Source organism: Bacillus sp. LBA3-1-1.1 (genome assembly GCF_040676495.1).
Classification (GTDB): Bacteria; Bacillota; Bacilli; order Bacillales; family Bacillaceae_G; genus Bacillus_A; species Bacillus_A nitratireducens.
This window is the reverse complement of the sequence record NZ_JBEGIB010000006.1, coordinates 66,471-92,110: the sequence shown is the minus strand read 5'-3', so window position 1 is coordinate 92,110 and position 25,640 is coordinate 66,471. Positions and strand designations below refer to the sequence as shown.

Here is a 25,640-nt window from a genome sequence, read left to right as displayed (position 1 = left end):
ATAGGGGGAGAAAGATGACATCTATCGAGAAAATAGTGGATTCATTAACTGCAGATAATCTTGAAGAAGGAAAAGCTTTATTAAAAAATCATATATTATTAATGAAATATGGTATGGAACATCATGAATTAAAAGAAGAAGAAATGACAAAAATTTTAAAGTGGGTTCAAGGTCGAGATCAATTGAGAGAAGATGTTCCAGAATTACGTGATTTACATTTAGTTAAAAAGTTTCAAGCGGTATTAGATGAATTTATTCATTCTATAATTTCAAATGGATATGTAGAAGACGCAGTAGAAATTTTAGAGAGTGTATTAAAAAGTATGGGGGCAGTCGCTCATATTGTAAAAATTATGTTTGTCGGCAAAATGACAGTTAATAGAAATTCTTTAGAAATGGTAGAAGTATTAAAGCGAGAGTGCTACAACTTAATGGAACAGCGTGCTGCTGTCGGATTACATGCTCAAATCTTTCACGTTTTAGGTTTTGTGCATTCAATTCAGTTTGATTTAGAAGAAAGATCACAGGAACATGGACGAACTGTAATAGGCTTTTTAACGGATTTTAAGACGAAGGAATTGAAATCTGTACAACAATTTCAAAACGAAGAGCATATTTCAGAAGTAAAAAATATGGTTAGTAAAGAGTATGGGATAGAATTACAAAGAAGAATTTATATGTGGAAATCGTTAACGCTCATCTTTACAAATCCATATGCATTAGAAAAGATGTATAAAGAAATTTACGCAGAAAATGAGAAAACGGAGAAGGAACAAAAGAAAAAATAGAGAATAGAATATAACAGAGTAGTTTATACTCTTAATATAACAAATGTTAAAGGAGTGAAAGGATAAAATGACTTTATCAACTGTTCTTCAAATGGTTTTAGCTTGATATGGGAGAAGTCTGCCCATTTTTAACAAATAAGCTAAATTGAAGACAGCAGGTAAAGAACCTTAATCCTTTCTTACGATAATATGTAATGGGTAAGGTGTATTCACCTTACCCATTTTTTATATGTATAACTAAATAAGGCTTTATACTGTTGTTCTCTCTATTTAGCTTATGGATCATAAGAAAAGGAGAGAGAAAAAATGAGTATATTAACAGTAGAAAATGTAAGTCATTCATATGGTGAGAAAACCATTTTATATAATACGTGCTTTCGATTATTAAAGGGTGAACATGTTGGGCTAGTAGGGAAAAATGGAATTGGAAAATCAACATTATTACGCTTGTTAACAGGAGAACTTATACATGATGATGGGAAAATTGAATGGTTTCCACATGTTAAGATCGGCTTTTTACAACAACATATAGATTTGCAAGAAGGTATAACAATTGAAGAATACTTGCAAAGTGCGTTTTCTAATCTGTATGAGTTTGAACGTGAAATGTTAAAACTTACAGAAGAGATGGCTGGAGCAGGAGAAGTAGAGAAATTGTTAGTAAGGTATGGAGAGTTACAAACTATATTGGAGAATTCTAATTTTTATCAAATTCATACAGAAATTGAAGAAGTAGCAACTGGCTTAGGTTTGTTTGAAGTAGGAATGGAAAAGGATGTTTCAAAGTTAAGCGGTGGTCAACGGACAAAGTTATTACTTGGTAAACTCCTTTTAGAAAAAGCTGATGTTTTATTATTAGATGAGCCAACTAACTATTTAGACACAGCTCATATAGAATGGTTGCAATCATATTTACAAATGTATGAAAAAGCTTATATTATCATTTCGCACGATGAAGTATTTTTGAACAATATTACGAAAGTTATTTATCATCTAGATGAGCACACAATTAAGCGCTATGTAGGTGATTATAATAGTTTTGTGCGTAATTATGAACTGCAAAAGAAACAATTACAAGCAGCATATACGAAACAGCAAAAGGAAATTGCACATTTAGAGAGCTTTATTCAAAAAAATAAAATCCGTAAAGCGAAACAAGCAAAAAGTCGTGAAAAAGTATTAGAGAAAATGCAAAAGGTTGAAAAGGTTAACGATGTACCTCGCGCTCGTTTTGATTTTAATGTTTATACTGAGCCAGTGAGTCGTATATTACAGGTAGAGAAACTGAAAATTGGTTATGGTGAACCGTTGTTTCCAGAATTGGATCTTCAAGTGAAAAAAGGGGAAAAGATTGCGATTATTGGTCATAATGGGATTGGAAAAACAACAATGCTAAAAACATTACTAGGACAAATAAAACCGTTAGGCGGTTCAGTTTCTATTGGGGAACGAGTAAAACCCGCTTATTTTGCACAAGAGGAATTTTCCACAGAAATAACTGCACTAGAGAGAGTATGGGTAGGAAGGCCAGACATGACAAGAAAAGAAATCCGACAAGCATTAGCAAAGTGTGGATTGAAAGAAGAACATGTATTAAAACCTATCCAATTATTAAGTGGAGGAGAACAAACAAAAGTACGATTATGCGAACTTATTGTAACTAAAAGCAATGTTTTAATTTTAGATGAACCAACTAACCATTTGGATACAGAGACTAAGAGGGCTTTACAGGAAGCGTTAAAACAATATAAAGGTACGGTTTTAATTGTTTCACATGAGCCATCTTTCTATGAAGCGTGGATAACGAAAATATGGAATATCGAAGAATGGAACGTTTAACATGATTTTCGAGAATTTTCACAGGAGAATCGTATGAAGAAGCACTCTTATGGTACGCTTATAAGCGTGCTTTTTCTGCGATTATGTTTATATTTATAATAATACTAGATGCCTTTCCCTAATAGGTTACTATTTTTCTTTGTATATATAGATAGTTTGAAATGGAATGAAAATAATTCCTATATGTAAAGGATAATGTGAGTAGTATGGGAAGACAATAGAACTTAAAGGGAATTCATGTAAAATTCAGATGAACTTCACACAAAATTAATGTATAAACTGAATATAATTATAATAGGTTATTATAATCAAAACTTTCGATTTTTTTGCAAAATTAAAGGTTTAGCTGGGAGTTTTACTGTCCGTAAACGCCCGATTGGTGAGGGCTAATAATCAGTGGGGGGGATGAACAAACTCCCCACTGATTAAAGTTTCACTTTATAAGAAGGAATATTACCGTCTTTTTATACATTATTAATTTTATATATCTTTTGAAAGAACTTTTGGTGAATTTATGGAGTCAATTTTGAATGACGTAGCAGGATGATGAAATTTCATGTAAAATAATAGTAAAAATATGTAAGGGAGGGGATAGTGTGGATGTGTTTTTGAACATTGCTGAGGAAAAAATTCGTCAAGCGATACGGAATGGTGATCTTGATAATATTCCGGGACAAGGAAAACCACTACAATTAGAAGATCTTTCAATGGTACCTCCAGAATTAAGAATGAGTTATAAAATCTTGAAAAATGCAGGCATGATTCCACCAGAAATGGAATTGCAAAAAGATATATTGAAAATAGAGGATTTAATCGCTTGTTGTTATGATGAAGCAGAGAGAAAAAAATTACAAGAAGAGTTAACAGAAAAACACTACGTTTTTAGCAGGTAATGGAAAAGAGAAAGATTAAAGATAGTTCAGCATTTCGTATGTATCAGGATAAAGTATTTCGTAAATTACGTTAAGAGGGATAAGATGAATACATTTGAAACGATAGAAGAATTAGCAATATATATTGAGAAACAACAATTGGTACTTCTATTTATTAAAACGGAAAATTGTGGCGTTTGTGATGTTATGCTACGGAAAGTAAACTATGTATTAGAGAATTATGATTACGTAGAGAAAGTAGAAATATTACTACAAGACATGCAAGAGATCGCGGGGCGATATGCAGTATTTACAGGGCCAACAGTTTTATTATTTTATAATGGAAAAGAGATCCTTCGTGAATCGCGCTTCATTTCACTTGAAAATCTAGAGAGAACCATTCAATTATTCGAGGATTAAGGGAGGCTTTTATATGGAATTTATTATTGTCATACTGTTATTTGTTGTAGTTGGAACAATCGTAACAGCAGTTCGATCAAACAAAAAGAAGGTAAATCTTACGAAACAAAATAACATTCATAATTCATCTAACAGCTCATCACCATTATTTTTCTTTGCTGGATCTGATAATGATAGCTCGCACGATGGAGGTTCACATGATTGTGGAGGGTCCTTTGGCGGAGATAGTGGAGGTAGCTGCGGTGGTGGAGGTGGCGGTGATTGATGAGAATACGCCCTATAGGGGGCGTATTTCTTTTTAAACAAACGTTTGATTAGTTGGCTTACATATGCATAAAAACAGTTAAACAAACGTTTGTTTAAATACTTTTAACATACTAAGGGGAAAGTAGTGTTATTTTTATTAGCTGCGGGAGGCGTATTTCTTGTTAAATTAGGATTTAAAATTGGAATAATACATATGATTCGAACGTGGTTTGAAAGTACGTTTTCTTAAATAAGGAATATAGCCTCTTGCGATAGAGGTTTTTTATTTGTTATTATTAGACTGAACGGTCGGTTTAAAGAGGTGTGAATATGAGAAGAAGCGCAGAAGAGATAAAGAAAGAAATTGCATATAAAGCAGAAAGTCTGTTTTCACAGAAGGGCTATGCAGCCACATCTATGGAAGAGATTTGTGAAATTACAGAGCGAAGTAAAGGAAGCATTTATTATCACTTTAAAAGTAAAGAAGAATTATTTTTATTTGTAGTAAAACAGCATACGTATGATTGGCTTGAAAAATGGAATGAAAAAGAGAAGTTGTATAGTACTAGTACTGAAAAACTATATGGCCTCGCGGAATATTATGTAGAGGACATACAGCAACCAATTTCAAATGCAATAGAGGAATTCTCTATGAGCCAAGTTGTAAGTAAAGAGATTCTGGATGAACTGTTAGCTTTAACTAGAGAATCATATGTTATGTTTGAGAAATTAATTGAAGCAGGCATACAGTCTGGAGAGTTTCGTGAAGATAATACGCGCGATCTTATGTATATTGTGAATGGCTTATTATCGGGGCTTGGAGTACTTTACTACGAGTTAGATCATAAAGAGCTGAAACGTATTTATAAGAAGGCAATAGATGTATTGTTAAAAGGAATGGCAGCTGAATAATAAGTCAGTTGCTTTTCTTACAAAAAAAACAGACCGAACGGTCGGTTTATGAAAGGGGAATGAAAATGAACGCTTTATTTAAAAACCGAGTATTTATGCTCGTTATGGCATCTGATATTTTACAACAATTTGCAATTTGGATCAGAAATATGGCTCTTTTATATTTCATAATGGAGCGAACGAATAATGATCCGGTTTCTGTTTCTTTATTATCAGTTATGGAATATGCACCTATCTTTATTTTCTCGTTTATCGGTGGTGCGCTAGCTGATCGCTGGAATCCGAAAAGAACAATGGTTGCTGGGGATGTGTTAAGTGTACTGTCTATTATAGGAATTGTCTTGTTGTTAAAGCTGGATTATTGGCAGGCTATATTTTTTGCAACACTCATTTCCGCGGTTGTAGGTCAGTTTTCTCAGCCATCATCTTCGCGTATATTTAAGCGCTATGTAAAGGAAGAACAGGTAGCAAATGCGATTGCATTTAACCAAACATTACAGTCATTATTTATGATTTTTGGACCAGTGGTAGGATCGCTTGTGTATACACAACTTGGTTTATTTACGTCACTATATAGCTTAATCATTTTATTTTTGTTATCTGCTATCGCTCTTTCATTTTTACCAAAATGGGTTGAACAAGAGCAAGTGGCGAGGGATTCATTAAAAAATGATATAAAAGAGGGTTGGAAATACGTTCTTCATACGAAAAATTTACGTATGATTACGATCACTTTCACCATTATGGGCTTAGCTGTTGGACTAACGAATCCATTAGAGGTGTTTCTTGTAATAGAACGGCTTGGAATGGAAAAAGAAGCAGTTCAATATTTAGCCGCAGCTGATGGAATCGGTATGTTGATCGGTGGTATTGTTGCTGCAGTTTTCGCTTCAAAAGTGAATCCGAAAAAGATGTTTGTATTCGGTATGAGCATATTAGCGATGTCATTTTTAGTAGAAGGGCTATCTACATCGTTTTGGATTACTAGTTTCATGAGATTTGGAACAGGTATTTGTTTAGCTTGTGTTAATATCGTTGTCGGTACGCTTATGATTCAACTTGTACCAGAAAACATGATTGGAAGAGTAAATGGAACAATTTTACCATTATTTATGGGTGCTATGTTAATCGGAACATCGCTAGCTGGAGGATTGAAGGAAATGACTTCACTAGTTATTGTATTTTGTATAGCGACGTCACTTATTTTATTGGCAATAGGGCCAGTTCTACGTATGCAAATAAAAAAAGAAGAGCTTGCTAATAAAGAGGAACTGACAAATTCGTTAGCTTCGAAATAACCATTGTAAGGGAGCGGAATTGCTCCCTATTTTTGTGGCAATCTTTTGACAATGAAATGTACCAACTATATACTGATGTTGTAAAAACGATTTTACAGGTTAGGAGAAATGGTGTGAAAAATCAAATCTATGAATTACGCACTGAAAATAATATTTCACAAGGTGCATTAGCGGATAAGTGTAACGTATCAAGACAGACGATAAATGCAATTGAGAATAATAAATATGATCCAAGTTTAGCGCTAGCATTCCGTTTAGCTGAAGTATTAGGAACAACTGTTGATAAATTATTTTTGTACAAGCTTTAGGGAGAGTAGTTGTTGGGGAGAGAGAAAATAAGCTTTTTAGTTACGACATTAGTAGCTATAAGTACGCTATTGTTTGGACTTTATTATTGGTTAACTGAACTTCAAGTAAACTGGTATGCACTATTTATTTGTAGCATCGCATTACATTATATGTTTAAAACTTTGGCAGCACATAATGTTGAAGGTGCAAATGAGGAAAAAGAAGATTTAGAAAAACATGTATTAAAAACAAGTGCAAATGTTACATATTATGTGCTCATTGTATTAATTTTTGGTTTGTTTTTCGCATCGGTAGGCTTTAATAAATGGATAGATTTTCATGATATACCGCTTTTATTTGCACTATGTGCCGCTATAGTTGTAAAGCCAGCTATAGAGTTTTTAATTGTAAGGCGTTATCGCTAATAATATAAGAAAAAGATCCTCTTCTTATGTGAAGAGGATCTTTTTCTTATATCGTTTTAGTTTTAGGGGTAGGTGGTGTAATAGATGTATCATTTTCAGGAACTCTAGTTAATAGGAATCCACCGATAATAAACAGAACAATAATACTAAGTACACCAGCGTTTGTTTTTCCTGTTAATTGTGTTGTGACACCTACTAATACCGGACCCATAATTGCTGCGAATTTACCAAAGATATTATAAAATCCGAAGAATTCATTTGCAGATTCTTTCGGTACTAGTTTTGCGAAATATGAACGGCTAAGTGCTTGAATACCGCCTTGAGAAGTGGCAACTAACATTGCTAAAATCCAGAAATCAAGTGTCGTTTTTAAGAAATAAGCATATGTGCAGATAATGATATAAATAATAATACCGACATATAGCATTTTTTTACCGGTAAATGTTTCCGATAGTTTTCCATATAATAAAGCGAATGGACAAGCGACAATTTGTGTTACAAATAAGATGATTAATAGGTTAGTTGCACTAATACCGAGATCTGTTCCGTAAGCGGTAGACATAGTGATAATTGTATCGACCCCGTCAATGTAGAAAAAGTAAGCTATTAGGAACATAAATACAGTTTTATATTCTTTAATATTTTTAAAAGTATTAGCAAGGCGCTTGAAACTCATTGCAATTGGTCTTGGATGACGTTCAATATAGTGTGTTTGCTCTACATTTTTTAGCATTGGTATCGTAAATAGTCCCCACCAAAGAGCTGTTATTGCAAAGGAAATTTGACTAGCAATTCCGACTGATAAGGGGATAGTTCCTTTTTGAGCAAGAATGATAAGAGCAATACAACCGATAAAAGGAATTGTGCTCCCAATGTAACCTAATGCAAAACCTCGCGTAGAAATTCGGTCCATTCTATCTCCAGAGGTAACATCTACTAAAAATGCATCATAAAAAATATTTGCTCCAGCAAAGCCGACTAATGCGAGCATATAGCATCCTAGTAATAAGTACCACTGAGATGTTGGAACAATTGCTAGCATACTTGTAAATACGATACCGAGTCCAAAGAAGAATGTGAAAAATCGTTTTTTAAATCCCTTATAATCAGCAACTGTGCCGAGAATGGGAGCGAGTATAGAAATTAAAAGTGTAGCGAACGAGTTTGCATATCCCCAATAGGCTGTTGAAGTTGCACCAGATAGTCCAGCTTCTTTTGCAGCTGCTTTAAAGTAAATTGGAAATAATGCAGTTGTAATGACGAGCGAATATACCGAGTTCGCCCAATCGTATAATATCCAGCTTTTTTCTTGTCTGGACATTTTTTTCATATAATGTTCCCCCTTAAATTTGTTCTACTAACAGTGTACAAAAATAAAAATTATAAAAAGAGAAACAGTGAGGATTTTTACATAACTTTTACATATATACACAGTTCTTTACAATTGAAGTAAATCCTCTACAATTGCGCCGTCTGTTTCACCTAAGTGCAAACCGAGTAACCTAGCGATAGTCGGACCTTCATCAATCAGTCTCATATACGGAATTGTAACGCCGCTTTGAATACCTTTCCCAGTAGCCAAAAAAATTGTTTCATAGTTAGGTTTTGTTGGCGAGTAACCATGGGTTCCAAATGTATATTTTTTACTAGGCGTAACATCTTTTGCAGTAATTTCTTTTATAAAATCTCCTGTATGGTTTTCAGTGAAATAATACCCTTCTTGTGCTTCTAACATAAATAAACAATTACCGTCTGCACCGCATTCCTTCGCATCTTCATCATGAAGTATAAATTCAATTCCGTTTTGTTTATTTTGAAGCAGGTCTTCAAGGAGTAGTTGTACTTCTCGAATTGTATCCGTATCGTTTTTGTCTCTCACATATACATAGGCAGACCCGTCGCAACTTTGGCAATAGGCCTTCCAATCTACTAATTTTCCTTTTGAATTTATAGATATAAGCCCTTTTTCATGAAATAGTACATTTAATTGAACGGCTTTGTTTTCACTTAAGGCGCTATGATCGCCAAGTGCAATAATTGTACTTTCTTCGTATATCCCGCTTTCTTTTAATGCATCAATAATTTTTCCAAGGCGTTCGTCGTGTCTGTGGATTGCAGCTATTGTTTCTTTAGACTCAAAGCCATGATAGTGTCTTTGAGTGTCTAAATCAGTAAAATGTACGAACATAACATTTGGCTTTTTCGTATGGATTGTATGTACAGTAGAAGCGAGGACGAAATCATCAAGTTCAGGCTGTGACAGTCCATTTCGTATATGGCCGAAACGACGATTTAAATCTAATTGATATAGCGGACTACCGCTAAATAAGGAAACTAAAATTTGATTTTGCCACGGTCTATTTGGAAAAATTTCTGGTAAATTGTAATCAATATTTGCTCTTCCAGTAACAGGCCATAGAAGGGCTGCTGTCGTTAAATTTGCTTTGCGTGCCTCATCATATAAAGTTGTTCCTTTAATGGACTTTCGATACCAATGCCAATCTGGTGACTCACGTCCTGGTTGAAGTAATGTATTGCTGACAACGCCATGCTTATTAGGATAATTACCGGTTATGATTGTTGAGTGGCTTGGATACGTTACAGAAGGATAAATTGGCTCCACTTTTTCCACAACAGCGCCATTTTTTATTAAATATTGGAAGTTAGGTAGTTTTTGTAATATAGGAAAATCTAAAGCTGATAAGCAATCGAAAGATAAAATAATGACGTGGTTTGTTAATGCTTTATCCATAAAGTTTCCCTCCTGATTATATAAAACCTATTCTTATATATTACTATTAATACCTAGTAATAAAAATATATTTTTGAGCAAAAATTTATTGTTTATTTTCAGAAAAATTAAACATATAATTAAGTATAAGGGAATGAATGGAAGGAGGGAATACTATGGATTGGCTAGATGGATTTGGTATCTTTTACATCATTGGCGGAATCACGATCATCCTCGTATTTGCTATTTCGTATGTACTAAAGAAACGGTTTCCAGACAAACAGTTCGATATTATATTTGCACTTAGTTTAATACTTCTTTGCTTAGCATCCTTTCCCGCTACAATGATGGTTATTGGTGGATGGGAAGGAATGGGATATGGATTTATTGGTTTCTTCGTTCTACTAGGTACACTTATCGGTATGATTGCACATCAACTTGTAAAAATCTCTCGAAAAAGCTACGTATAAAACTGCAAAAAATGAAAAGAATATATAATAATGAGAAAATTAGCTATTGTTTAAAAAAAGAATTTGTATTATGATAATCAACAAATTTATTTCGTTATAACGATGAAAAAGGACTAGTACATGTTCAACCTTTTTAGCAGAGAGAGAATCCGCCAGGCTGAAAGATTCTTAAAAAGGCAATATGGAACCTGCCTTTGAGTTCTGCATATGCAGCGGGAAATTCCCGTTATCAAAAAGAGAGCATACTCAATTTTTTTGTGTATGAATCAGGGTGGTAACGCCGGCAAAGCTCGGTCCCTATTTAGGGACGCGGGCTTTTTTGTATTTTCTAAAGGAGGAAGACTGACTATGGCAAAAGAACAAGTGCAAGCCATTACAAAGATGGAAGAGGACTTTGCGCAGTGGTATACCGATATTGTAAAAAAAGCGGAACTCGTGGACTATTCAAGTGTAAAAGGATGTATGATTCTACGTCCGTACGGTTATGCCTTATGGGAAAATATGCAGAAAGTGATGGATGAAAAGTTAAAAGAATCTGGTCATGAAAATGTGTATATGCCAATGTTTATTCCGGAGAGTTTATTGCAAAAAGAGAAGGATCATGTGGAAGGGTTTGCTCCTGAAGTAGCATGGGTTACGCATGGGGGAGATGAAAAGTTAGCGGAAAGACTTTGTATACGCCCTACATCTGAAACTTTATTCTGTGAGCATTTTTCAAAGATTGTGCAATCATATAATGATTTGCCAAAGCTATATAATCAGTGGTGTTCAGTAGTTCGTTGGGAAAAGACAACGAGACCATTCCTTCGTACAACTGAATTTTTATGGCAAGAAGGTCATACGATTCATGAAACGGCAGAAGAATCACAAGCTGAAACATTAAATATTTTAAATCTATATGCTTCTTTTTGTGAAGATTACTTAGCGATACCAGTAATTAAAGGGCAAAAAACAGAAAAAGAAAAGTTTGCAGGAGCGAAGGCAACTTATACGATTGAAAGTTTAATGCATGATGGAAAAGCGCTTCAAACAGGAACATCTCATAACTTTGGAACGAACTTCTCAGAAGCATTTGATATTAAGTTTTTAGATCGTAATGGTAAATGGCAATATGTACACCAAACATCTTGGGGTGTATCAACAAGAATGATAGGTGGACTTATTATGGTTCATAGCGATAATAATGGACTTGTAATGCCGCCGAAAGTTGCACCAGTGCAAGTTGTTATTGTCCCTATTGCTCAGCATAAAGAAGGCGTTTTAGAAAAAGCAACAGAGTTACAAGGGCGTATTCAAAAGATTGCGCGAGTAAAAATAGATGCTAGTAATAAAACACCTGGCTGGAAATTTAATGAGTATGAAATGAAGGGTGTTCCAATTAGATTAGAAGTTGGTCCAAAGGATATTGAAAAGAATCAAGTTGTACTTGTAAGGCGAGATACGAAAGAAAAAGAGTTTATATCAATGGATCAATTAGAAGAGCGCATCCCATCATTACTTGAGGAGATTCATCATTCTTTATTTAATAAAGCAAAGGTATTTCGCGATGAGAATACGTATAGTGCGACGAATTTTGAAGAGATGAAAAAAGTGGCGGATGAAAAGCAAGGGTTTATTAAGGCAATGTGGTGCGGAGAATTAGCTTGTGAAGAGAAGCTAAAAGAAGAAGTTGGTGTATCTTCACGCTGTATGCCTTTTGAGCAAGAGCACTTAGCTGACGAATGTATTTGTTGTGGTAAAGAAGCTAAGAAAATGGTGTATTGGGGAAAAGCGTATTAATACTCTTTCTTATAGATGAGAAAAAGGACTTTGGATTGCATGATAAAATGCAACTCAAAGTCCTTTTTCGTTTTATTGTTTGTATCATGTATTTTTTAGATGGAAGGATGTTGTTTTTTATTTTGCGTTTTTACGACGAATAAATAGTAACACACCAATTAGGAATGTCGAAATCCCCATTAAAATTGATGCAGGATAATGTGTTGCAGTATTAGGTAACTTATCGCCTTGTTTTTTCGCATTATCTTTTACATTTCCACCTTGAGAACCGTTGCCACCCTGAGAACTGCTATCGCCTTTAATACGTTTGCCGCCTTGAGAGCCGTTGCCACCCTGAGAACTGCTATCGCCTTTAACACGGTTACCGCCCTGAGAACCACTGCCACCAGAACCGTTGCCACCAGAACCATTGCCACCAGAACCATTGCCACCAGAACCATTGCCACCAGAACCATTGCCGCCAGAACCATTACCACCAGAACCGCTGCCACCAGAGCCATTGCCGCTAGAGCCATTACCACCAGAACCGTTGCCGTCAGAACCGCTGCCACCAGAGCCATTGCCGCCAGAACCACTGCCACCAGAACCGTTGCCACCAGAACCGTTGCCACCAGAACCATTGCCACCAGAACCGCTGCCGTCAGAACCACTGCCACCAGAACCACTGCCACCAGAACCGTTGCCACCAGAACCATTGCCACCAGAACCGCTGCCACCAGAACCGTTGCCACCAGAACCATTGCCACCAGAACCGTTGCCACCAGAACCATTGCCACCAGAACCGCTGCCGTCAGAACCACTGCCACCAGAACCACTGCCACCAGAACCGTTGCCACCAGAACCATTGCCACCAGAACCGCTGCCACCAGAACCGTTGCCACCAGAACCACTGCCGTCAGAACCACTGCCGCCAGAACCGTTGCCACCAGAACCATTGCCACCAGAACCATTGCCATCAGAACCGCTGCCGTCAGAACCGTTGCCACCAGAACCACTGCCACCAGAACCGCTGCCGTCAGAACCGTTGCCACCAGAACCGTTACCACCAGAGCCGTTACCGCCAGAACCACTGCCATCAGAACCGTTGCCACCAGAACCACTATCGTCCTGAGAACCATTGTTTCCTGGAGGTTTATTATTATCTTTTGAATTACCTTCTGCTAAATTATCGTTATTTTGTACAATAGCGTTTGTTATTGGATGGAAGTTTTCCGTTGCAGCATTACCAATATTTAAGCCGCTAAAAAAGGATAAAGAAAGTGTAGATGCTAAAATGAATATTTTTGTCATTATTTTCCTCCTGAAGAAAAATTATTGTTCCATCTAAAACACATCCCTTTGTAATATTTCATAGGAAAAAGAGTTTTATGCAAAAAAAACTATATATAGAAAAAGGTGGTGTATTTCTAAAGGGAGAAAAGAGTTAATGTAAATTCCCTACAAATAGTAGAGTGATGGAGAATTTACACTCATAACAGTAGAGGAAGTGGCAACGGATGAAAGAATATATTGCATTTGATATTGGTGGTACGCAAATTAAATATGGAATTGTTTCAGAAATAGGGGTAGTACTAATGCATAAAAAGGTCCCAACAGAAATTCACTTGGGCGGGGAACAAATTGTTCAAAAGCTTATATATTTATCAAAAAAAATAATGACTGAACATACTATTTCCGGAATTGGTATTAGTACAGCGGGAATTGTTGATATTAATAAAGGAGTTATAACGGGAGGTGTGGATCATATTCCGCATTATGCTGATATTCCTATTGTTGAGAGATTACAAGAAATATTAAAAGTTCCTGTATCTATTGAAAATGATGTTAATTGTGCAGCCTTTGGCGAGAAATGGAAGGGGATTGGGAGGGGAGAAAGTGATTTTATTATGCTCACACTTGGAACGGGGATTGGTGGAGCGATTGTTATAAATGGGGAGTTATACCGTGGACATTCGTTTGGTGCTGGGGAATGGGGAAATATGTTAATAGAAGGGAAAACTTTTGAGGAGGTTGCCTCAATTTCGGGATTAATTCATCTTGTACGAAGATATAAAGGTGAAGAAGAGTGGGATGGTAAAACAATTTTTGAATTATATGATAAGGGTGATAGTGGTGTTACTCAAGCCGTGAAGATTTTCTTTAAACATTTGGCGATTGGAATTAGTAACCTTGCTTATATTTTTAATCCGAAAATGATTATAATTGGTGGGGGAATTACTGAAAGAGGAGATGATTTCTTAGATGAAGTGAAGGAAGAGATAGGAACATACTTAAATCAAGAGATTTATAGTAATTGTGAGATTAAACTTGCGCAAAGCGGCAATTGTGCAGGAATGATTGGTTCTATTTACCACTTCTTACATCATCATAAGTAAATTATATGGATGTTTTCATATAATTGAGAATTTATCCTTTTTCTCACTAGATAAATAATGCTACAATATAAGAGAAGAATACAATATTTTCCGATTCGGAAAATGCTTTGTAGAAAGGAAGAAACTTCATGCCTATTATTTTAGAAAAAGGACAAAAGATCGATTTAACGAAAGGACAACCGAGAGTAGCAAAACTGCAGGTTGGCTTGGGCTGGGATCCAATTGGGCAATCAGGTGGTTTTCTGTCTTCTTTATTTGGAAGTAAACCGAATGTAGATTGTGATGCATCTGTTGTTATGTTAGAAGGAGATCGCTTTTTAAACAAAAATGATCTAGTTTATTTTGGCAACAAACTTTCTACTTGTGGTAGTATCATTCATTCAGGAGATAATTTAACAGGTGAAGGTGCTGGTGATGACGAAACAATTTTCGTAGAATTACATAAAGTTCCGAGCCGTATTAATCGTTTAGTATTCGTTGTAAATATCTATGACTGTGTAAATCGTCGTCAAGATTTTGGGATGATTCGCAATGCATATATTCGTATTCAAAACCCACAAACAGGTGAAGAATTAGCGCGTTATAACTTGTCAGATAATTACGCTGGCAAAATGACTTTAATTGCAGGGGAAATGTATCGAGACGGAAACGAATGGAAGTTTTCAGCAGTTGGAGAAGGAACACAAGATAAAAACTTAAGTGAGATTGTATCACGTTACCAATAAAATAAACCAAGGAGGAATTGTATATGGCATCAATTTCATTGAAAAAAGGACAAAAGGTAGACTTAACAAAAACAAATCCAGGTCTTTCGAAAGTTCTTGTAGGACTTGGTTGGGACACGAATCGTTATGACGGACAAAGCGATTTCGATTTAGATGTTAGTATCTTCTTAGTAGGTGCTAACGGTAAAGTTTCAGGAGCAGAGGATTTCGTTTTCTATAATAATCCCAAAGGTGCGAATGGTGCTGTAGAGCATTTAGGAGATAACCGTACAGGTGAAGGTGAAGGCGACGATGAAACAATTAAAATAGACTTAAAAAATGTTCCTGCACATATCGAACGTATTTGCTTCACAATCACAATTTATGATGGAGAAGGCCGTAGCCAAAACTTCGGACAAGTTTCTAACTCTTTCGTACGCATTATGGATGAAGAAAAGAATGCAGAATTAATTCGTTACGATTTAGGAGAAGATTTCTCTATTGAAACTGCAGTAGTAGTAAGTGAATTATACCGTCACGCAGGTGAGTGGAAATTCAATGCAATCGGAAGTGGATTCCAAGGTGGATTAGGTTCTCTATGTAATAACTTTGGTTTAGATGTAGAGTAATAGATTTATATATCCATCAGTGAAATGTATATTTACTGATGGATATATTTTTTGATATTAAAATATAGAGGTGAATATGCATGGTTATTCAATTACAAAAAGGACAGAAAATTGATTTAGCTAAAACAAGCCCAGGTTTATCAAGAGCAGTAATTGGTCTTGGATGGGATATTAAATCTTATGATGGTGGATCTGATTTCGATTTAGATGCATCTGCCTTTTTATTAGATGCGAACGGGAAATGTACGAAGGAAACTGATTTTATTTTCTATAATAATTTACAGTCTCCTTGTGAGTCAGTTTTACATACAGGAGATAACCGTACAGGTGCAGGTGACGGTGATGATGAGCAACTTGTTGTAGATTTGAAAAAGGTTCCAGCAGATGTTCATAAAATTGCTATTACAGTTACAATTTATGATGGTGAAGGCCGTAATCAAAACTTTGGACAGGTTGCAAATGCATTCGTTCGTTTAGCAAATGAAGAAACAAACGAAGAAGTTCTTCGTTTTGATTTAGGGGAAGATTTCTCCATTGAAACAGCAGTTGTCTTTTGTGAATTATACCGTCATAATGGACAGTGGAAGTTTAATGCAGTAGGAAGCGGTTTCCAAGGTGGCTTAGGTGCGCTTGTAAGAGCGTATGGCTTGGATGCATAAGAAGGGAAACGACATTCGTTTCCTTTTTTTGACCTTTCTATAAATCTAGCAAAGAATAGGGGATAAAGGTAAGATGAGTATTTTGCAAGGAATCCTTGATACGTATGCTCAGTTTTTTGACTTGGACATGTGGATTAAAGTGTTGCAGGATCCAGTATCTTGGGGATTAATCGGTACACTTGTTGTACTTGAAGGGTTATTATCTGCTGATAACGCACTTGTATTAGCGGTAATGGTAAAACACCTTCCAGAAGAAAAGCGTAAAAAAGCATTATTCTATGGCCTTATTGGAGCTTATGTATTCCGTTTTATTGCAATTGGAATCGGAATGTTCTTAATTAAATTAGCATGGGTAAAAGTGTTAGGTGCACTTTACTTAGCTTGGCTTTCAATTAAATACTTCATTGATAAGCGAAAAGGTAATGCAGAAGAAGAGGAAGCTCATGGTATGAACCAAAATAGTATTCTCTTCAGAATGTTTGGTGTCTTCTGGGGGACAGTTGCGATGGTTGAATTAATGGATATCGCATTCTCTGTAGATAGCGTACTTGCTGCATTTGGTGTATCGAATGAAGTTTGGATTTTACTATTAGGCGGAATGCTCGGTATTTTAATGATGCGTGGTATCGCTGGCGTATTCTTAAAATTGTTAGAACGTATTCCAGAACTGGAAACGACAGCATATATTTTAATCTTAATTATTGCAGCAAAAATGCTACTGTCTGTTATTCATATTGAAGTAAGTCATACGCTGTTCTTTATTATTTTAGTTGTAGCGTTTGGAGCAACATTTATACTTCACTACATGAAGAATTCTGGACAAGCTAAAGAAGAAGTTGCAGCTACTAAAAATGAACATAAATAATTGAAATGGGTTTGCTCGTTATGCGAGCGCCCATTTTTTATAACTAAAAATAGTTTATAATAGAAGAGAGACTTTATAAAAAACGTAAATGTTTTTGGAGGTGAACTGTTGTGTTTTCACGTTTTACACTTCAACCATGTGCATTAAAAGAAGAATCAGATTTAAAGCAATTTGAAGCGCTTTTAGAAAAACGCCCACAATATGAACTGACAGAGAATGAGATGAAATTTAGTTATATAGCAACTCGTATTCTTGGTGTTCCCAATGATGTAGATGAATATTTTAATGAGTTATTTGATTATAGTGAAGCAAAAGGGATCGAGGTTTTGCATGAACACAATTTAAATAAGGTGATTGATCCCGAAAAACTGCGCCATATTCAAGAAGTTTTTGCATTACATCAAGAAGCACCGAATGGACTTACAGTAAATAGACTTGTAGCCCATTTGTCTGGAAAACAACTATTACCGCAAGTAGACAATCCTGATTTACAGCATTATATACATACGACGTTTATTTCGGTATTAAAATTGTATGAAAAACAACATAATCAATCTTTAAAAACAGAAGGGTTCCGTCGTTTCTTAATTGATATGATTAAATTAAGTGAAAATTACGTAGCGAAGTGGTTCTCTACGATTAATTATAAGAAACAAATGCCGCGTATCGTTTGGTACGGTGATGCGACAGAGAGTCGTATATATTTCTTATACTTTCTTATTATGCTCGGCTGCGATGTGCTTTATTATCACCCAGAAGGAAAAGATGGATTTGAGAGTATAGATGAGGAAGGAAAGACCTTTGTCGTATCTCATTCAGGCCGTATTTCATTGGAACCATTTCCTGATCGGCGTCGTGAACGCGTCGCAACGGTAGCTTATCAAGCTTCAAAAGAAATCGAGCAAGTACTTCACCACGATAATTCACTGCTGTACAAGCCATGGCAATTCCGTTCATACACACCTGTAGCACGTACATTAAAAACAACATATGATGAACTCTTTTTAATTACGAAAGAAAAGGCATTTGTACGCCCAACCTTCTTTGTTGAAAATAAGCATATTTATATTCCTTCTTTATTTGCAAAAATATCAGGTGTGTCAAAGAATGATAAAGAATATTTTCAACGATTAAAGGCTGTTACATCATTTGATAACAGTTTATTAATTAATACATTTCCGTTTACGAAAGAACAAAAAGCGAATTTCCAATATCATTATCGAGATGCATTGGACCGCGGAGGGAAGTTACATCCGGATTTAATTATGAATAGTCATTGGTGGCCGCATAAACGTTTACCAGAAGGTTTACAACATGGTATTGCAGAGGCAATCATTCATACGTGCGAAAGTGAAATGTGTAAACCAATTGCGAAAGAGACGAAACAAGATGTAGCACTGTATGTTTTCGCACAGCTTTCTCAAATCCCACCGAACATTTTAGAGCAACTTGAGAAATTTGATTATTCGCAAGAAGTACCGAAAATTGTTATATTTAATAATGAGAAGAGCGGAGAATTAAGCCGTTCTGATGCTGTTTTATTATTGTTTTTAAATCAAATTGGAGTAGATGTATTCCACTTCAATCCAACGGGGAGAAACGATATTGAACCGTATATTGAAGTAGGAGCATTTGATTCACATTGGCTTGAAGAAGTTAATTTCGATCTTGAGTTTCATGGTTCATCAGCCTATAAAAATTTATCACAAACAATAAAAGGACTATTTCGTCCATTTTTATAAGGAAAGGGAGAATACCATATGAATAACCCAGTCGTACTAGATTCGAAAACAGAATTGAATGAGCAAACTGCACAAGATGTTCGTTTACAACTTAGACAAGATGCGGAAGTGCAACGTATTTATAATGCGGTAGATATTAAAGATCAATTGGAATTAATCGAGCTTGGAAAAGAACCATCTATGGAAATTTCACGTTTCGCTGATCAAATTTTACATACAATGTCTTTATCAAAAATAGAAGACTCTGGTGAATTATTAAAACAGCTTGGTAAAATTATGGACAGATTTGATAGCAAAGACTTTGCGGAAGAGAAAAGTGGCTTCTTCTCACGCATGTTCAAAAAAGCAGATAAAATGATTGAACAAATCTTTAGTAAGTATCAGACAATGGGTCGCGAAATGGATAAAGTATACGTAGAAATTACGAAGTATCAAGATGAAATGAAAAAATCAATTGGTACATTAGACGGCCTGTATGAGCAAAACTTAAAGTATTATTTAGATTTAGAAAAATACGTAGTAGCAGGGGAAATGTTATTAGAGCGTTTAAATACAGAGTTAGTTCCGATGTACGAAGAGCGCGTACGTAATAATGATCAGTTAGCAGGTATTGAATTAGAATCGCTTAAAAACTCTGTTGAAATTTTAGAACAACGTATTGATGACTTAGAAAAAGCACGTATGGTTGCTCTATTAACAGCGCCACAAATTCGTATGGTTCAACGTGGTAACAACAAATTAATCGGTAAAATCAATACAGCATTTATTACAACGATTCCTATCTTTAAAAATGGTATTATTCAAGCGGTAAATGCAAAACGTCAAAAGCTGGTTGCAGACTCTATGGCTGAACTTGATCGTCGTACGAATGAATTACTTAAGAAAAATGCGCAAAATATCGCGACTCAAAGTGTGGAAGTAGCGAGATTATCAGGTTCTTCTAGTATTAAGATGGAAACACTTGAGGAGACTTGGAACATTATTTCAAGAGGTATGCAAGAAACACAACAAATTGAAGAACAAAATAAACGTGAGCGTGAAGAAAGCCGTAAGCGTATGGCTACATTAACAGAGAACATCAAAAAAGAATTACAAGGCTAAAGTGAAACTTTAATCAGTAGGGGTTTTGTTCATCCCCACTGATTATTAGCCTTCACCAATCGGGCGTTTACGGGCAGTTGATCTCCCACCTAACTTCTTTGCTCCAGCCGAATTTTGAGGTGGGAGTTTTACTGCACGGCAAATAGCGGGGTAAATGAAAAGGCAATGAGGAATATTCCTCATTGCCTTTTAGTTTCTCTTAACTAATTTAATGATTTCATTCACAACAAGCGGAATGATACTTAATAAGAGAACAAATCCCCAATCGCGTAATGTTAATGCATGCACACCAAATATATTGGCAAGAGGAGGGATGGAGATAATACAAACTTGCATAAGAACACCGATAAGAAGTGAGAAGACTAAATATTTATTTGTAAATATCCCAATTGAAAAAATCGATTTCGTTCTTGAACGTAAGTTAAATGAATGAACGAGTTGAGAAAAACTAAGAACGACAAATGCCATCGTTTGAGCATGTAATAGAGCGTCTTCATCAAGTTGCTCTGGGAAGAGAGGAAATAAATTTGTATCTCCTGTATAGAGCTTTGCCCCAACGATAAAGGCCGTTAAAGTGAGGAGTCCAATTACAACCCCATTGAAAATAAGAAAAGGAACGCTACCGCTAAATAAGCTTTCTTTCGCATGTCGTGGTTTTTCCTTCATCACATCTGGATCTTCAGGATCAACACCGAGTGACAGTGCAGGCAGTGTATCTGTAATTAAATTTACCCACAAAATGTGAATAGGTCGTAGTGGTGTTGCCCAGCCAAGTAAAATAGCTAAAAATAAAGCGATAATTTCTCCGAAGTTACAAGAGAGTAGGAAGAGAATCGATTTTTTTATATTACGATAAATATTTCTACCTTCTTCAACGGCTTTAACGATAGATGAGAAGTTATCGTCTGTTAAAACGACATCTGCTGCGCCTTTTGCGACATCTGTTCCGGTAATGCCCATTGCTACTCCAACATCTGCTTGTTTTAAAGATGGAGCATCATTTACACCATCTCCAGTCATGGAAACAATATTTCCTTTAGCGAGTAATGCTTTTACGATCTTCACTTTATGTTCTGGAGAGACCCTAGCGAATACATTTAAGTGATTAATTTTACTTGCTAGTTCTGTATCTGAAATGTTATCTAATTCAGTTCCAATCATAATTTCAGATTTTTCTTCAGCGATACCAAGTTCTTTGGCAATTGCAAAGGCGGTATCCTTATGATCGCCAGTAATCATAACTGTACGAATACCAGCTTTTTTACACTCTGTAATGGAATCCTTTACTTCTGTACGTGGTGGATCAATCATACCGACAAGACCGATAAAGATGAGATTTTCTTCGAGATGATTTATATCCAGATCGCTTGAATTGTATTGTTTAAATGCGAATGAAAGTACTCTTAAAGCTTCTTGAGACATTGACTGGGCAGCGTCTAATATTTGATTTTTATCAGAATCTGTTAGGACCTCGATTTTGTTATTTATAAAGATATGGGTGCAGTGAGGTAAAAGTTTATCGATAGCACCTTTCGTCATACTATAGTAGTTTTCATCGTACGTGTGTACAGTTGACATCATTTTACGATCAGAATCGAAAGGTAGTTCGTTAACACGTTCATGTGTATTTTCTAACTGATCTTTTTGAATGTTAAAAGAGCTTCCGGCAACAAGAAGGGCAATTTCTGTAGGATCCCCTGTTTGTGAGTCGGTACCGTAAGAAGCATCGTTACATAAAACCATATTTTCTAATAGTAGGCGGTGTATATCATTGTTCACATTCAAATTTTCTAAATGATCATATGTGCGATCACTATAAAAGTGAGTAACAGTCATTTTATTTTGAGTTAATGTACCCGTTTTATCTGAACAAATAATTGTGACAGAACCGAGGGCTTCAACAGCTGGTAGTTTACGAATAATAACATTTTGTTTAATCATACGCTGAACACCAATTGCAAGAACGATGGAAACGATAGCTGGCAAACCTTCTGGAATGGCCGCAACAGCTAAACTAATCGCAGTCATGAACATTTCTAATGTATCTCGTCCTTGTAAAAAACCGATGAGAAACATAGTAGCACAAATAGCTACAGCGACAAAACCTAAATATTTTCCTACTTGTGCTAAGCTTTTTTGAAGTGGTGTCATATCATCGTCTGCTTCATGTAAAAGGGTAGCGATTTTACCAATCTGTGAATTCATTCCAGTTTCAACAGCGACACCAACTCCGCGTCCGTATGTTACTAGCGTCGACATAAAGGCCATGTTTTTTTGATCGCCTAATGGCACTTGTTCATCACTTTGCATAGAAGGGTGGTAGATTGCATCTTTATCAACAGGGACAGATTCACCAGTTAGAGCAGATTCTTCAACCTTTAAATTAGCAGTCTCGATAAGCCGTAAATCACATGGGATATATCGTCCGGCATCAAGCATAACGATATCACCTGGAACGACGTGTTCAGATGGGATTTCTTTAAGTTCGCCGTCTCGTTTTACGATAGCTTTAGGTGTCGCCATTTTCTTTAGTGCTTCTAAAGCTTGCTCGGCCTTTGATTCTTGAATGACACCGATAACTGCATTTAAAATCACAACGAGCGCGATAATACTTGCGTCGGCCCATTCACCTACAAAGGCGGAAATAAGGGCAGCAATAATAAGGACATATACGAGGACGTCGTTAATTTGGGTGAAAATGCGTTGCCATAAAGTACGTTTTTGTTTTGTAGCTAATTCATTAGAACCATATTGCTTTAAACGTTCATTTACGATTTCATCTGTTAAACCGTGTTGTTCATTTGTTTCTAGGTCGATTAATGTTTGATTTTTCGTCTTACTGTACCAATTGCTCATAAGTAAGCACCTCCAGTAAAAACAGTTAGCAATGGTAGTGTTGCTATTATTTGTGAGTAGTATGTATGGAGAAAAAATCTAAGGTGAGGTTCTACTTTCATTGTACAGTATTTTAAAATGTGATGAGGAAAAGCGCAGAGTTGTCATGAATTTGTTGAAATTAAAAAGAGCCTCTATTTAGGAGGCTCTTTGTTATTTTTTAATTAATGTACCTAATTCTTCTGTAATAGCTTGCATTTCACTAATGCTAAATGTTTCACGTTTCATAACATGCTCATAAATGTCACGTAAGTCTTCGTACATTTCTTCGTTAAAGCTAGCTGCTCTCATTGCTCCAGCATTAACCATGCGTAGTTTTTCTTTAATAGCTTCTACCATATATTCAACGTTTTCTTCTGATTTTACGGATAAATCCACCGAAGTGTCCCCCTTTAAAATAACATAAGGCTATCTTAACATTTTTTATCATTTTCGTTAATGAAACTTTTCAATCCTATTAAATTAGTAGGGATTTCCTTTATAATTAATAATTGGTTGTTTATACTATAAGTATATATTAAGAAATGCACCAAGAAGGGAAGAAACAAAAATATGGTCCAAGTATTGTTTGTTTGTCTTGGGAACATTTGCCGTTCTCCAATGGCAGAAGCGATTTTTCGAGATCTTGTCGTAAAAGAGGGACTCGAAGAGAAAATTGTCATTGATTCTGCAGGAACTGGAGATTGGCATATTGGTCATCCACCACATAAAGGAACACAAAAAATTTTAAAAGAAAATGAAGTCGCTTTTGAAGGAATTAAAGCAAGGAAAGTAGAAAAAGAAGACTTAACAAAGTTTGATTATATTATTGCCATGGACAACAAGAATATAGCAGATTTAAAAAGTTTAGGTAAAACTGGAGGCTATATTGGTATGCTGTCCGATTTTGTTCCAGACGGTGGCTGGACAGACGTTCCTGACCCTTACTTTACAGGGGACTTCCAAGAAGTGTATGACCTTGTAACAGAAGGGTGTGCAAAGCTATTAGCTTTCATTCGAAATGAACAAGGAATATGAGGAAGCTTAGAAAGTAATACTTTCTAACATAAGAAATGAAAGGGTGAAGGAATATGGCAAAGAAAAATAATATTGCTCGAAACATTGCGATTGGTGTAGCTGCAGGTGTAGCTGTATCTATGTTAAAGAAAGAAAACCGTGAAAAAGTAAAAAATACAGCGGGAAAAGCAAAAACAAAGATGATTGAAATCGGTGAAAATGCGAAGATAAAAGAAAAAGTGCAAACTGTTACAGATAAAGGACGCGAACTTGCTGATTTTAATGTAGTGAAAGCGAAAGTAGCAGAAATTAAAAAATTAACGCCGTCTGTTGTAGAGACGTTAAAAGAAACGAAAGAAATTTTTAGTAAGAAAAAAGTTGAGCCAGTAGAAAAACCAGAAACGATCGAAATTCAAGCTGTATCTCCGAAAGTAGATGAGCTTAAAGCGGAAGAAGAGCCAGTGGTAGCTGAAGATGGTGGTATGAAAGAAGCGCGTGAATTATTTATGAAAGACTCAAATGCAGAGGAAAAAAAAACTGAAGCATACATTGAGCTAAAGCAAAATAAAGAAGAGAAGAAAAGCGTTTAAAAATATATGAGAAAATTTATAGAAAAAGTAAGAAGACATCGTACTTTTTCGTTCGGAAAAGATTTATATGACCGGACGATGCGCGATGATGTAGCGGGCTTGGCAGCACAGCTCGCTTATTTCTTCTTGCTTGCGATTTTTCCTGGGCTTGTTTTCTTAATTACGCTTCTTGGCTTTATTGACCTTCAAACAGAAAGTGTGCTCAATTTATTAGAACCGTACGTACCAGAAGATGCGATGAATTTAATTGAAGTAAACGTAGATAAAGTTGTAAACGAGCAAAATGGTGGTTTATTATCATTCGGTTTACTATCGATGCTATGGTTTGCTTCAAACGGGGTGAATGCGGTTATGAATGCTTTTAACCGTGCTTATGATGTAACAGAAACCCGTTCCTTTATTAAAACAAGAGCTTTATCTATCGTGTTTACGTTAGCAATAATTTTTATGATTGTGTTTGCACTAATCGTTCCGGTATTTGGACAAGTGATTGGGGCAGCTGTGTTTAAAGCAATTGGTTTATCGGATAGTTTTTCTTACGTTTGGAGCATTACGCGTTTAGTAGCGAGTTTCTTCGTTTTGTTCGCTTTATTTAGCTTTTTATATACGTTTGCGCCTGATCGGAAATTAAAGCGAAGAGAAGTCATATCGGGGGCTTTATTTGCTACTGTAGGATGGATTGTGGTATCGTACTCATTTGCCTATTATGTAGATAAATTTGCAAATTACGCTAATACATATGGTGGTCTCGGTGGTATCATTATTTTAATGTTATGGTTTTACTTAACTGGGTGGGTAATTTTACTTGGCGGTGAAATTAATGGTTTACTCCATCATTATAGAACGGGTGACAATAATTCCCGTAATGAAAAATGAGCTCTTGTTCCATAATAAAAGGGAACAGGGGGGATATTTCATGAGTAATAATAAAAAGAACCACAATAATAAAAGTAACAATAAACAAAAGAGCAGTTCGCATCCAAAGCATAAAACGAGCAGCAGTGCGAACGGTCACA

The 25,640-nt window shown here is 35.8% G+C and carries 25 protein-coding genes, 2 pseudogenes and 1 other annotated feature; of the genes and pseudogenes, 22 read left to right on the top strand and 5 right to left on the bottom strand.

Annotated features, from left to right (window positions below; translation table 11 throughout):
• The first annotated feature begins 14 nt into the window (after positions 1-14).
• The 10 genes and pseudogenes from MRBLBA3_RS07185 (at position 15) to MRBLBA3_RS07140 (ending at position 7,088) form a co-directional block, all read left to right on the top strand.
• Complete coding sequence (locus MRBLBA3_RS07185; RefSeq protein WP_000200610.1) at positions 15-788, top strand: hypothetical protein; 774 nt, start codon at positions 15-17, stop codon at positions 786-788.
• A 306-nt stretch (positions 789-1,094) separates the two neighbouring features.
• The gene (locus tag MRBLBA3_RS07180; RefSeq protein ID WP_363380431.1) at positions 1,095-2,627 is read left to right on the top strand and encodes an ABC-F family ATP-binding cassette domain-containing protein; all 1,533 of its coding nucleotides are present in this window, start codon (positions 1,095-1,097) and stop codon (positions 2,625-2,627) included.
• Positions 2,628-3,223: 596 nt separating this feature from the next.
• Positions 3,224-3,594, top strand: a pseudogene (locus tag MRBLBA3_RS07175) (DUF1992 domain-containing protein).
• Positions 3,595-3,604: 10 nt separating this feature from the next.
• Entirely contained in the window at positions 3,605-3,919 is a 315-nt protein-coding gene (locus MRBLBA3_RS07170; RefSeq protein WP_242399568.1) for a thioredoxin family protein, read from the top strand.
• Positions 3,920-3,932: 13 nt separating this feature from the next.
• Entirely contained in the window at positions 3,933-4,184 is a 252-nt protein-coding gene (locus MRBLBA3_RS07165) for a hypothetical protein (RefSeq protein WP_000394370.1), read from the top strand.
• A gap of 114 nt (positions 4,185-4,298) precedes the next feature.
• A pseudogene (locus MRBLBA3_RS07160) lies at positions 4,299-4,415 on the top strand (histidine kinase); the annotation flags it as partial.
• 80 nt (positions 4,416-4,495) lie between these two features.
• On the top strand, positions 4,496-5,077 hold the full coding sequence (locus tag MRBLBA3_RS07155) for a TetR/AcrR family transcriptional regulator (protein WP_044739893.1): 582 nt from the start codon (positions 4,496-4,498) through the stop codon (positions 5,075-5,077).
• 8 nt (positions 5,078-5,085) lie between these two features.
• The gene (locus MRBLBA3_RS07150; RefSeq protein WP_363380426.1) at positions 5,086-6,375 is read left to right on the top strand and encodes an MFS transporter; all 1,290 of its coding nucleotides are present in this window, start codon (positions 5,086-5,088) and stop codon (positions 6,373-6,375) included.
• A gap of 56 nt (positions 6,376-6,431) precedes the next feature.
• Entirely contained in the window at positions 6,432-6,683 is a 252-nt protein-coding gene (locus tag MRBLBA3_RS07145; RefSeq protein WP_080018241.1) for a helix-turn-helix transcriptional regulator, read from the top strand.
• A 12-nt stretch (positions 6,684-6,695) separates the two neighbouring features.
• Positions 6,696-7,088: a hypothetical protein gene (locus tag MRBLBA3_RS07140; protein ID WP_016128275.1), complete on the top strand. Its 393-nt coding sequence runs from the start codon at positions 6,696-6,698 to the stop codon at positions 7,086-7,088.
• 46 nt (positions 7,089-7,134) lie between these two features.
• Here MRBLBA3_RS07140 and MRBLBA3_RS07135 read toward each other — a convergent pair whose 3' ends face one another.
• Complete coding sequence (locus tag MRBLBA3_RS07135) at positions 7,135-8,418, bottom strand: MFS transporter (RefSeq protein WP_000738807.1); 1,284 nt, start codon at positions 8,416-8,418, stop codon at positions 7,135-7,137.
• A 108-nt stretch (positions 8,419-8,526) separates the two neighbouring features.
• Positions 8,527-9,840 (bottom strand): ectonucleotide pyrophosphatase/phosphodiesterase, encoded by a 1,314-nt coding sequence (locus MRBLBA3_RS07130; RefSeq protein ID WP_363380423.1) that lies wholly within the window; start codon positions 9,838-9,840, stop codon positions 8,527-8,529.
• Positions 9,841-9,995: 155 nt separating this feature from the next.
• Here MRBLBA3_RS07130 and MRBLBA3_RS07125 point away from each other — a divergent pair, with 155 nt between their 5' ends.
• The gene (locus MRBLBA3_RS07125; RefSeq protein WP_000383857.1) at positions 9,996-10,289 is read left to right on the top strand and encodes a YesK-like family protein; all 294 of its coding nucleotides are present in this window, start codon (positions 9,996-9,998) and stop codon (positions 10,287-10,289) included.
• Positions 10,290-10,382: 93 nt separating this feature from the next.
• Positions 10,383-10,591: a binding site (T-box leader), on the top strand.
• A 46-nt stretch (positions 10,592-10,637) separates the two neighbouring features.
• Entirely contained in the window at positions 10,638-12,068 is a 1,431-nt protein-coding gene (proS, locus tag MRBLBA3_RS07120; RefSeq protein WP_363380420.1) for a proline--tRNA ligase, read from the top strand.
• A 117-nt stretch (positions 12,069-12,185) separates the two neighbouring features.
• On the opposite strand, the gene MRBLBA3_RS07115 is transcribed toward proS, so the two are convergent.
• Entirely contained in the window at positions 12,186-13,358 is a 1,173-nt protein-coding gene (locus MRBLBA3_RS07115) for a cell wall anchor protein (RefSeq protein ID WP_363380417.1), read from the bottom strand.
• Positions 13,359-13,564: 206 nt separating this feature from the next.
• On the opposite strand from MRBLBA3_RS07115, the gene MRBLBA3_RS07110 reads away from it, so the two are divergent.
• The 7 genes from MRBLBA3_RS07110 to MRBLBA3_RS07080 all read left to right on the top strand — a co-directional run bounded on the left by MRBLBA3_RS07110 (position 13,565) and on the right by MRBLBA3_RS07080 (position 20,143).
• Positions 13,565-14,443: an ROK family protein gene (locus MRBLBA3_RS07110; RefSeq protein ID WP_000666121.1), complete on the top strand. Its 879-nt coding sequence runs from the start codon at positions 13,565-13,567 to the stop codon at positions 14,441-14,443.
• 128 nt (positions 14,444-14,571) lie between these two features.
• On the top strand, positions 14,572-15,168 hold the full coding sequence (locus MRBLBA3_RS07105; RefSeq protein WP_001121596.1) for a TerD family protein: 597 nt from the start codon (positions 14,572-14,574) through the stop codon (positions 15,166-15,168).
• Between the two features lie 23 nt (positions 15,169-15,191).
• Positions 15,192-15,776, top strand: a complete 585-nt coding sequence (locus MRBLBA3_RS07100; protein WP_000146733.1) for a TerD family protein — start codon at positions 15,192-15,194, stop codon at positions 15,774-15,776.
• An 80-nt stretch (positions 15,777-15,856) separates the two neighbouring features.
• The gene (locus MRBLBA3_RS07095; protein ID WP_000236636.1) at positions 15,857-16,435 is read left to right on the top strand and encodes a TerD family protein; all 579 of its coding nucleotides are present in this window, start codon (positions 15,857-15,859) and stop codon (positions 16,433-16,435) included.
• A gap of 73 nt (positions 16,436-16,508) precedes the next feature.
• On the top strand, positions 16,509-17,300 hold the full coding sequence (locus MRBLBA3_RS07090) for a TerC family protein (RefSeq protein ID WP_000025693.1): 792 nt from the start codon (positions 16,509-16,511) through the stop codon (positions 17,298-17,300).
• Positions 17,301-17,410: 110 nt separating this feature from the next.
• The gene (locus tag MRBLBA3_RS07085; RefSeq protein WP_212088940.1) at positions 17,411-19,042 is read left to right on the top strand and encodes a YceG family protein; all 1,632 of its coding nucleotides are present in this window, start codon (positions 17,411-17,413) and stop codon (positions 19,040-19,042) included.
• Positions 19,043-19,060: 18 nt separating this feature from the next.
• Positions 19,061-20,143, top strand: a complete 1,083-nt coding sequence (locus MRBLBA3_RS07080; protein ID WP_001064419.1) for a toxic anion resistance protein — start codon at positions 19,061-19,063, stop codon at positions 20,141-20,143.
• Positions 20,144-20,332: 189 nt separating this feature from the next.
• Here MRBLBA3_RS07080 and MRBLBA3_RS07075 read toward each other — a convergent pair whose 3' ends face one another.
• Positions 20,333-22,999 carry a cation-translocating P-type ATPase gene (locus tag MRBLBA3_RS07075; RefSeq protein ID WP_363380413.1) on the bottom strand — a complete coding sequence of 889 codons (2,667 nt, stop codon included), beginning with the start codon at positions 22,997-22,999 and terminating at the stop codon, positions 20,333-20,335.
• 192 nt (positions 23,000-23,191) lie between these two features.
• Entirely contained in the window at positions 23,192-23,416 is a 225-nt protein-coding gene (locus MRBLBA3_RS07070; RefSeq protein WP_000366197.1) for a DUF1128 domain-containing protein, read from the bottom strand.
• A 174-nt stretch (positions 23,417-23,590) separates the two neighbouring features.
• On the opposite strand from MRBLBA3_RS07070, the gene MRBLBA3_RS07065 reads away from it, so the two are divergent.
• From MRBLBA3_RS07065 to MRBLBA3_RS07055, 3 genes are read left to right on the top strand one after another with little or no spacing between them, the layout of a single operon-like run.
• Positions 23,591-24,055, top strand: a complete 465-nt coding sequence (locus tag MRBLBA3_RS07065) for a low molecular weight protein-tyrosine-phosphatase (protein WP_363380408.1) — start codon at positions 23,591-23,593, stop codon at positions 24,053-24,055.
• 53 nt (positions 24,056-24,108) lie between these two features.
• A complete protein-coding gene (locus tag MRBLBA3_RS07060) occupies positions 24,109-24,624 on the top strand; it encodes a DUF4075 domain-containing protein (RefSeq protein ID WP_001085400.1) in 516 nt (171 codons plus the stop codon).
• A gap of 6 nt (positions 24,625-24,630) precedes the next feature.
• Positions 24,631-25,500, top strand: coding sequence for a YihY/virulence factor BrkB family protein (locus MRBLBA3_RS07055; protein ID WP_001224543.1), 870 nt, complete (start codon positions 24,631-24,633; stop codon positions 25,498-25,500).
• Positions 25,501-25,640: the final 140 nt, after the last annotated feature.